The sequence below is a fragment of the Mucilaginibacter sp. P4_C11 genome (assembly GCF_056402115.1).
Window position 1 is genome coordinate 1 of sequence record NZ_JBFUIA010000068.1, and the last position, 6314, is coordinate 6314.

Annotated in this window: 6 protein-coding genes; 1 reads left to right on the plus strand and 5 read right to left on the minus strand. The window is 34.0% G+C overall.

Going from position 1 to position 6314, the window contains the following annotated elements; genetic code table 11:
* Together AC1DU2_RS30580 and AC1DU2_RS30585 are read right to left on the minus strand one after the other, a co-directional pair.
* On the minus strand, positions 1 to 1982 hold a 1982-nt coding region (locus tag AC1DU2_RS30580; RefSeq protein ID WP_477389383.1), incomplete at its 3' end, for a peptidase domain-containing ABC transporter.
* 75 nt (positions 1983 to 2057) lie between these two features.
* Positions 2058 to 2579 (minus strand): hypothetical protein, encoded by a 522-nt coding sequence (locus tag AC1DU2_RS30585; RefSeq protein ID WP_477389385.1) that lies wholly within the window; start codon positions 2577 to 2579, stop codon positions 2058 to 2060.
* A gap of 100 nt (positions 2580 to 2679) precedes the next feature.
* On the opposite strand from AC1DU2_RS30585, the gene AC1DU2_RS30590 reads away from it, so the two are divergent.
* Positions 2680 to 2889, plus strand: coding sequence for a hypothetical protein (locus AC1DU2_RS30590; RefSeq protein WP_477389387.1), 210 nt, complete (start codon positions 2680 to 2682; stop codon positions 2887 to 2889).
* Positions 2890 to 3960: 1071 nt separating this feature from the next.
* On the opposite strand, the gene AC1DU2_RS30595 is transcribed toward AC1DU2_RS30590, so the two are convergent.
* Genes AC1DU2_RS30595 through AC1DU2_RS30605 form a run of 3 tightly spaced genes read right to left on the minus strand, consistent with a single transcriptional unit; the run spans position 3961 to position 5204 of the window.
* Complete coding sequence (locus tag AC1DU2_RS30595; RefSeq protein ID WP_477389389.1) at positions 3961 to 4716, minus strand: ABC transporter ATP-binding protein; 756 nt, start codon at positions 4714 to 4716, stop codon at positions 3961 to 3963.
* A 58-nt stretch (positions 4717 to 4774) separates the two neighbouring features.
* On the minus strand, positions 4775 to 4984 hold the full coding sequence (locus tag AC1DU2_RS30600) for a hypothetical protein (RefSeq protein ID WP_147053336.1): 210 nt from the start codon (positions 4982 to 4984) through the stop codon (positions 4775 to 4777).
* A 25-nt stretch (positions 4985 to 5009) separates the two neighbouring features.
* A complete protein-coding gene (locus AC1DU2_RS30605; protein WP_147053337.1) occupies positions 5010 to 5204 on the minus strand; it encodes a hypothetical protein in 195 nt (64 codons plus the stop codon).
* Between the last annotated feature and the right edge of the window lie 1110 nt (positions 5205 to 6314).

Here is a 6314-nt window from a genome sequence, read left to right on the forward strand (position 1 = left end):
GCGGTAGCCTCGTCAAGTAAAAGCAATTGAGGGTTGCGGTAAAGAGCCCTGGCAAAGGCAACCAAWTGCCTTTGCCCCCCTGAAAGGCTAACGCCGTCTTCGCCTAATAAGGTGCCATATCCTTGCGGAAATAAACTAAAATACTTATCAAATCCGTACTCTACGCAAAATTTATAAACTTTAACCATCTCTTCCTGCAAATAAGCAAGGTCTGGCTCTGCTTCCTGGGTATCAAAATTCAAGGCTATATTTTGAAGCAGATTGCAGTTAAAAAACTTAATATCCTGGGGCACTACCGCAACATTTGATCGCCAACCGGCGTTATCATAAGCATTCAAATCATTACCATCTATGGTAATTTGCCCGGATTCGATAAAAGCAAATTTTTGCAAAATTTGAAATATGGTACTTTTCCCACTGCCTGTTTTTCCAAGAATAACAAAAATTTGTCCTTTGGATAGCTCAAAAGAAACTTTATCTAACAACTTTGGCCGCCCAATAAACCTGAATGATATATCTTTTATAACAATGGAAGTAATGCTATTGCCGTGGGAGGCGCCGCTATCCGGGTTTAAACTTTGTTCTCCTTCCAAATAAACAAATTCATACATTCTGTTAAAGGCAACTTTAGCTTCCTGAATTTGAATATTTGACATGGCCAGGCGAACAACCGCCGATATAATGCCCGACGTTACCGTTAATATCGCCATTAACTCCCCTATTTTGAGTTTATGGCTTATTACCAATAGCGAACTACAGGTTAAAATGATCATCAATAAAACTATCCCAATAATTTCTGACCACCAATTTAACCGGGTTTTGGTTATTCCAAGTTTATAAAGTTCGGATTGAAATATTTTAAAAAAATTCTGCGTGACCCTGCTAAACCCTTTTTCAAGTCCYGACATTTTAATAACGTCAATACCCTGGATAGAATCAATATAATTACTATCGTTCCGGGCATAAGCTTTCATTACATCCGTTTGTCCGGTTAATATTTTATCGGAATATATATTTGATAACGCAAAAGAGAGCGGGATACTTGCTAAAGTGCAAAGCGCTATAATGACGCCAAAATTAAAAACATAAAAAACCGAGACTATAACAATAAGTAAATCAATAACAACCGAACCTGCCAAAAAGCTAATGGTTTGTTGAATCCTGTAAGTATCGTTTAACCGCGATATTAAATCACCAGTTTTCCTATTCGAAAAAAAATTCTTAGGCAATGACAATAGCAGGCTATAAAATTTATTGGTAATACGGTTATTAAAAGCTACCCCCTGCTTCAACAACATTACCGACCTGAGGTAATTCACCCCACTTTTTGTCACTAACAGAACGGTTGCCAAAATCAAGCTAATAGATAATTTAAATGTATTACGCTCGGGTAAAACATTATCTATCAACTTTTGCGAAAGTATAGGCATGCAAAGCGACAATGCAGCGATTATTAATCCCATAAAGGCTGTAGCAAACAACAATGTTAAATCATCATCAATCAACGCCCTAATCCACGCCAACTTACTGCCTCTTTTAGTTTCCCTGTCATTAAAGGTTTCGTTACAAGAAAGCCGCAACATATATCTCTTTTGCCAAATTTTTAAAAGTTCGGCTTCAGATATTTCAGAAAGGCCCTTTGCGGGGTCGCCAATTAAAAATCCCGACGTCCCATATTTGTATAAAACTATGTAATGTTCCAGATAGCCATCTACCAAAACATGCAAGATACATGGGCCATCATTTTTTTTTATTTCGGCTATGTCATCAACCTCAAATGCTTCGGCATTAAACCCAAGCGATTGTGAAGCCCTATAAAGGCCAAGCATGGTAGTACCTTGAACAGAGGTTCCGCTTATTTGTCTTATATTTTCAAAAGAATCATCGCCGTTATAGTATCTGACTACAGAAAGTAAGCACGCAACAGCGCAATCAGATTGATCATGCTGTTTAGTGAATGATTTTCTAATTTTTTTATTCATACCTGCATAATTATTTGTGCAAAGCAAATAGTTGTTAATTTATCTGGGATATAGTTGCTTTAATGGCATCCATTCTTAATTTAACCATTGGGTAAGCGCAGAAATTTTTGTTTCGCCTGAATAGTTTTTCACTAATTTTAAATCTTTATTGTAAATGAAGATACCTGGGGTTCTGCGGGAGCCAAAAGCTTTGTAAAACTCATCATCATCAGATTTTAGCATGGTTAAATTTTTTAAGCTGCCAAGTTTAAATACCTTAAAATAATCGTCTATTTGTCCAAAAGGTTCATTAGAAACCATTATCAGGGAAGTATTACTAAATGCACTTTGATTTTTTACCAACTCCTCGGCTTCATACCTACAGGAGCCGCACATGGTGTTGTAGTAAATAATAATACATGGACGTTTTTGGGGAATATTTTTTGAAAGAAAATATTTAGTAGTATCCTGCATCAGCCGGAATTTCATGTTAGGCGGAACGCCTAACTGCGATTCCATTTTTGAGTTAAACCTCATTTTTATAATTATACTATACATGAGTACTGATACTACTATGGCTATGAGACCTAAAACAATTGCTATGATTTTTTTCTTCATATTAACTAAAAAATGTTCGGTTATACCTTAGGTTGAAATGAAAGGTTTATTGAAATTAGCTGCTGCCTGCCTAAAAAAATAGCCAGCGAAAATTATACAGGTGGCTACATTTAATACAGCGACTGAACAAATTAAAATAGTGTTTTGGCAATATAAAGCTACCGCCGCTATTATCCCTACGATGAGCGTTACCAGCGAACTGATAAAATTTGTATTGGTTTGCTTGTTTATGGAGTCGACCAACGTTTTTGGATATTTTAAAGAGAACACCAGCGACATCGCTATTAAACTTAAACAAACCGAGAAGTAAAGTAGAAAGAAACTATAATCGATTGGAACGATGATTTTAAAGTACCGGCCAAAAAAAGCCTGCAAAATGAATATTAGTATATCAATAAATAAATCTAACGGCAGCAACACCAATATCAAAGGATATATATAGGTTCTAATTATAGTTTTATGAATGTTCTGGCTAAAAAAAACGTTGCGATATAAATCAACACCAAATGCGAATATGTTGTTAAAAAGATAGGTAAACAACAATATGGGTAAAATACAAACAAGGTAAAAAAACTGGTAACCAGCCATAAATTTCAGCAAACCTGTTGACGTGCCAATTAAGTAAACCAATTTTACCAGGTATAGCAGAATTATAGTAGATCGAATTTTATTAGCCGACAATAAATATCGTAATACAAGGGCTGAAGTATTTGCATTTTTTGATTTGATATTTATGGATAATGCTTTGGTCTGAACCGCAATTTGCCCGTAGGAATAATAGGAAACGATAAAAATTAAAACCAATAGCAACAACAGGTAAAAATTGGAAACCTTTAAAAAGTAAAACCAAACAGTTAAAATGCCAAAAAAAAGGTATACAATATGACCAATGTTAAACTTTGATTCGAAAACAGTTCTTATGGCACGGTTTATATGAAAATAAACGAATAACAACAGTAAAACACTAAAAATGTCTGTAAAGACAATGGATTTGGAAAAGGCGGCGAAGCAAATAAAAAAAAGCAATATTACCATATAAAAAAACGAGAACAAGTCGCGAAAAAGACTTACCGAATATTTTATAACCGGGTTTAAGTTATAGTAAGGATTATCGACAAACCGAATGGTCCTGAATGTTGGAAATATGTACTTTACAACAATGATTACTCCGGTAGCCAGTGAAAGTGCAGATACTAAATTAAATTTAACATGCTTTGTAAGTATTAAATCATTCAGTTTGCCGAATATAAAACCGTCAAAAACTATCAGCAAGATTACTAAGGCCACTAACACTCTATCGGTTTTTTTATGGTTTACAATTACCTTTTTCTTAGATAGCAGTATTGATAAAAATTTTAATATTGAAAATAATTGACGTAATTTAAATCCAGTTGGGGAGTAGTACTTCATCAGGCCTTATGTGTTCTTTGGGTAAGTATTTAAAAAAATTCTCCAATACAGTTTCGCCCTGGGCATAAAAATTGTCTTTTTTTTCCTTTATGATAATCTTACCGTGGCTAATTAGGGCTACATCTGTAGCCAATTCTTTTATATAAGAGAGGTCGTGGCTTGAGATGATTAAGGTTTTTTGCTTTAACATCATTAATTTAAAAACCCGTATCAGTTTATCAACAAATACCGGGTCAAGTCCGTTAAAGGGTTCATCAAGAATAAGAATACTGGGCGAGTTTAATAATGCGGCACAAAACTCAAGGCGCTTTTTGTTCCCTGTAGAATAGGTAGATATCATGTTATCTATTAAACTCTTATCATCAAAAAACAGGCTGATTAAATCGTCGATCTTATTTTTTAAATCTATCTTTTTCATGCATAACAGCAGCCCATGGAGCATTAAAAAATCATATCCGGATAGGTCCTCAATTAATAATGATTTTTCGGGCATACACCCAATTTTTCCCTTTATAGTATTGCTTTTATCATAGTAGGTCTCTCCCATTATTTGCAATTCCCCGTAATCGGGGGTTAACAAACCAAGTATTATATTTAAAATCGTACTCTTCCCGGCACCATTGGGTCCAATTAAGCACAAACATTCCCCTTGGTTAACCGTAATATCAATACCATCTAATATTTTTTTGTTGTTAAACGCTTTGCATATATTTTTTAAATCGATCATATCAATGTATGTACTATTAAGAGGGATTGGAAAACGCTTCCCAATCCCTCAAAAAGTTTTAAGAGAATAGTGAGTAAATACCATAGGCTGCGCATCCAACGCCAGCCCCGGCAACTACCCAGGCAGCTACGCCGCCTGTTGCTACAGTTGCTCCTAATAATGTTGCAACGCCTGCAACTGAAACACCAGCTGCTAAACCTGCGCAAAAACCTGCCGCTGCAGATCCACCCTGAATTTCTTCGAGTTCGATAAGTTCTAAATTTCTCATTTCTTTTGTTTTTAAGGTTAAATAATTAGTTACTAACAGCAGCTCCGATAGCTAATCCAATACAGGTTGGCCCAAATATGGCACCCGTTACAAAAATGCCAAAACCACCAAATACACCACCCGAAATTGCAAGACCGCATGCAACTCCGGCGCCTGTGGCAAGCCCGTCTTTCGAGCCACCATTAATCAACGCCATCTTCTCAAGTTCCAAAGATTTCATAAAAAAATTAAGTTGTAATTGCACCTACTCTATCAGCTTTTCGGTTTCCGCTATTATGAAGTTGCTTCATAAGTATTTTAATTGAGTATTTAACTCAAGTTAATGCTCAAAAACATTATAAAAATGGTCCACACAAGCAAACCTGCGCCGTATGACGATATAACCGTAACAGCGGCTTTTTTAATTGGTAAGCCCAATTGATTGCTTAAGCAATAACTTAAGCTAAAACAATAAATGATTTCAAAAATATTGCTTGTTGAAAGCGGATAGTAAAACCATTTCTTAACGTTAGCGATATCAACAAGGCTTAATAACGAAAAAGGCGAAAAAAGCTGGAGGTCCAATAGCGTGTAACGTGTTTTAAAAAATGAGAACCAAATTATTTTAATGATAAGCGGAATAAGAAAAATGGTTTCGCTGATAATGACAATTTTAAAAATCTTTGAAAAGCTTATTTTGAAGTTGCTAAAAATAGCACCGACCATTAAACACATGCTGATTAAAAAAAATTTAATTGAGTAACAAATTGGCAATATGATATACCCTAAATACTGGTATTTTTTTTGAAGGTTAATAAATTCCTCTATCCTATCCGCACCAAGCTGTTGTGAATAATAGTTATATATTACCGTATCTGACATTAATATAAAATTAAATACTGCCGTCAAAGCAACTACACAAATACAAAAGATTAAAAACAAATAGTAGGTTTTAAGTGAGTTAAAATCCTTGTAAGTGACAAGTATTAGGTTCATAAGGAAAATAAGTTTAATTGTTAATTAAAAATTGAACGCCACAAGATATATATCGTTTTCAATAAAAAAAAATATTTTTTAAAAAAAACACGATATTTTTTTTAATGAGTTTTTTACACGAAAAATCCATTGAAAAAAATTAAACAAATTAATAAATAGAATTGAAATGAAAATAATTTACTTTATCAATAAATTCATTCATAATTACGGTAAATTTGTCAATAAAAATTATTTTTAATTAAATTATATTTTTTTGTTAAACAATTTAATTAAAATTACTTTTCGTAAATAATACAGAATTACACATAGAAATTCATGAAAATATATAAAAGAGTTGGCTATTTAGGAGTGGCAA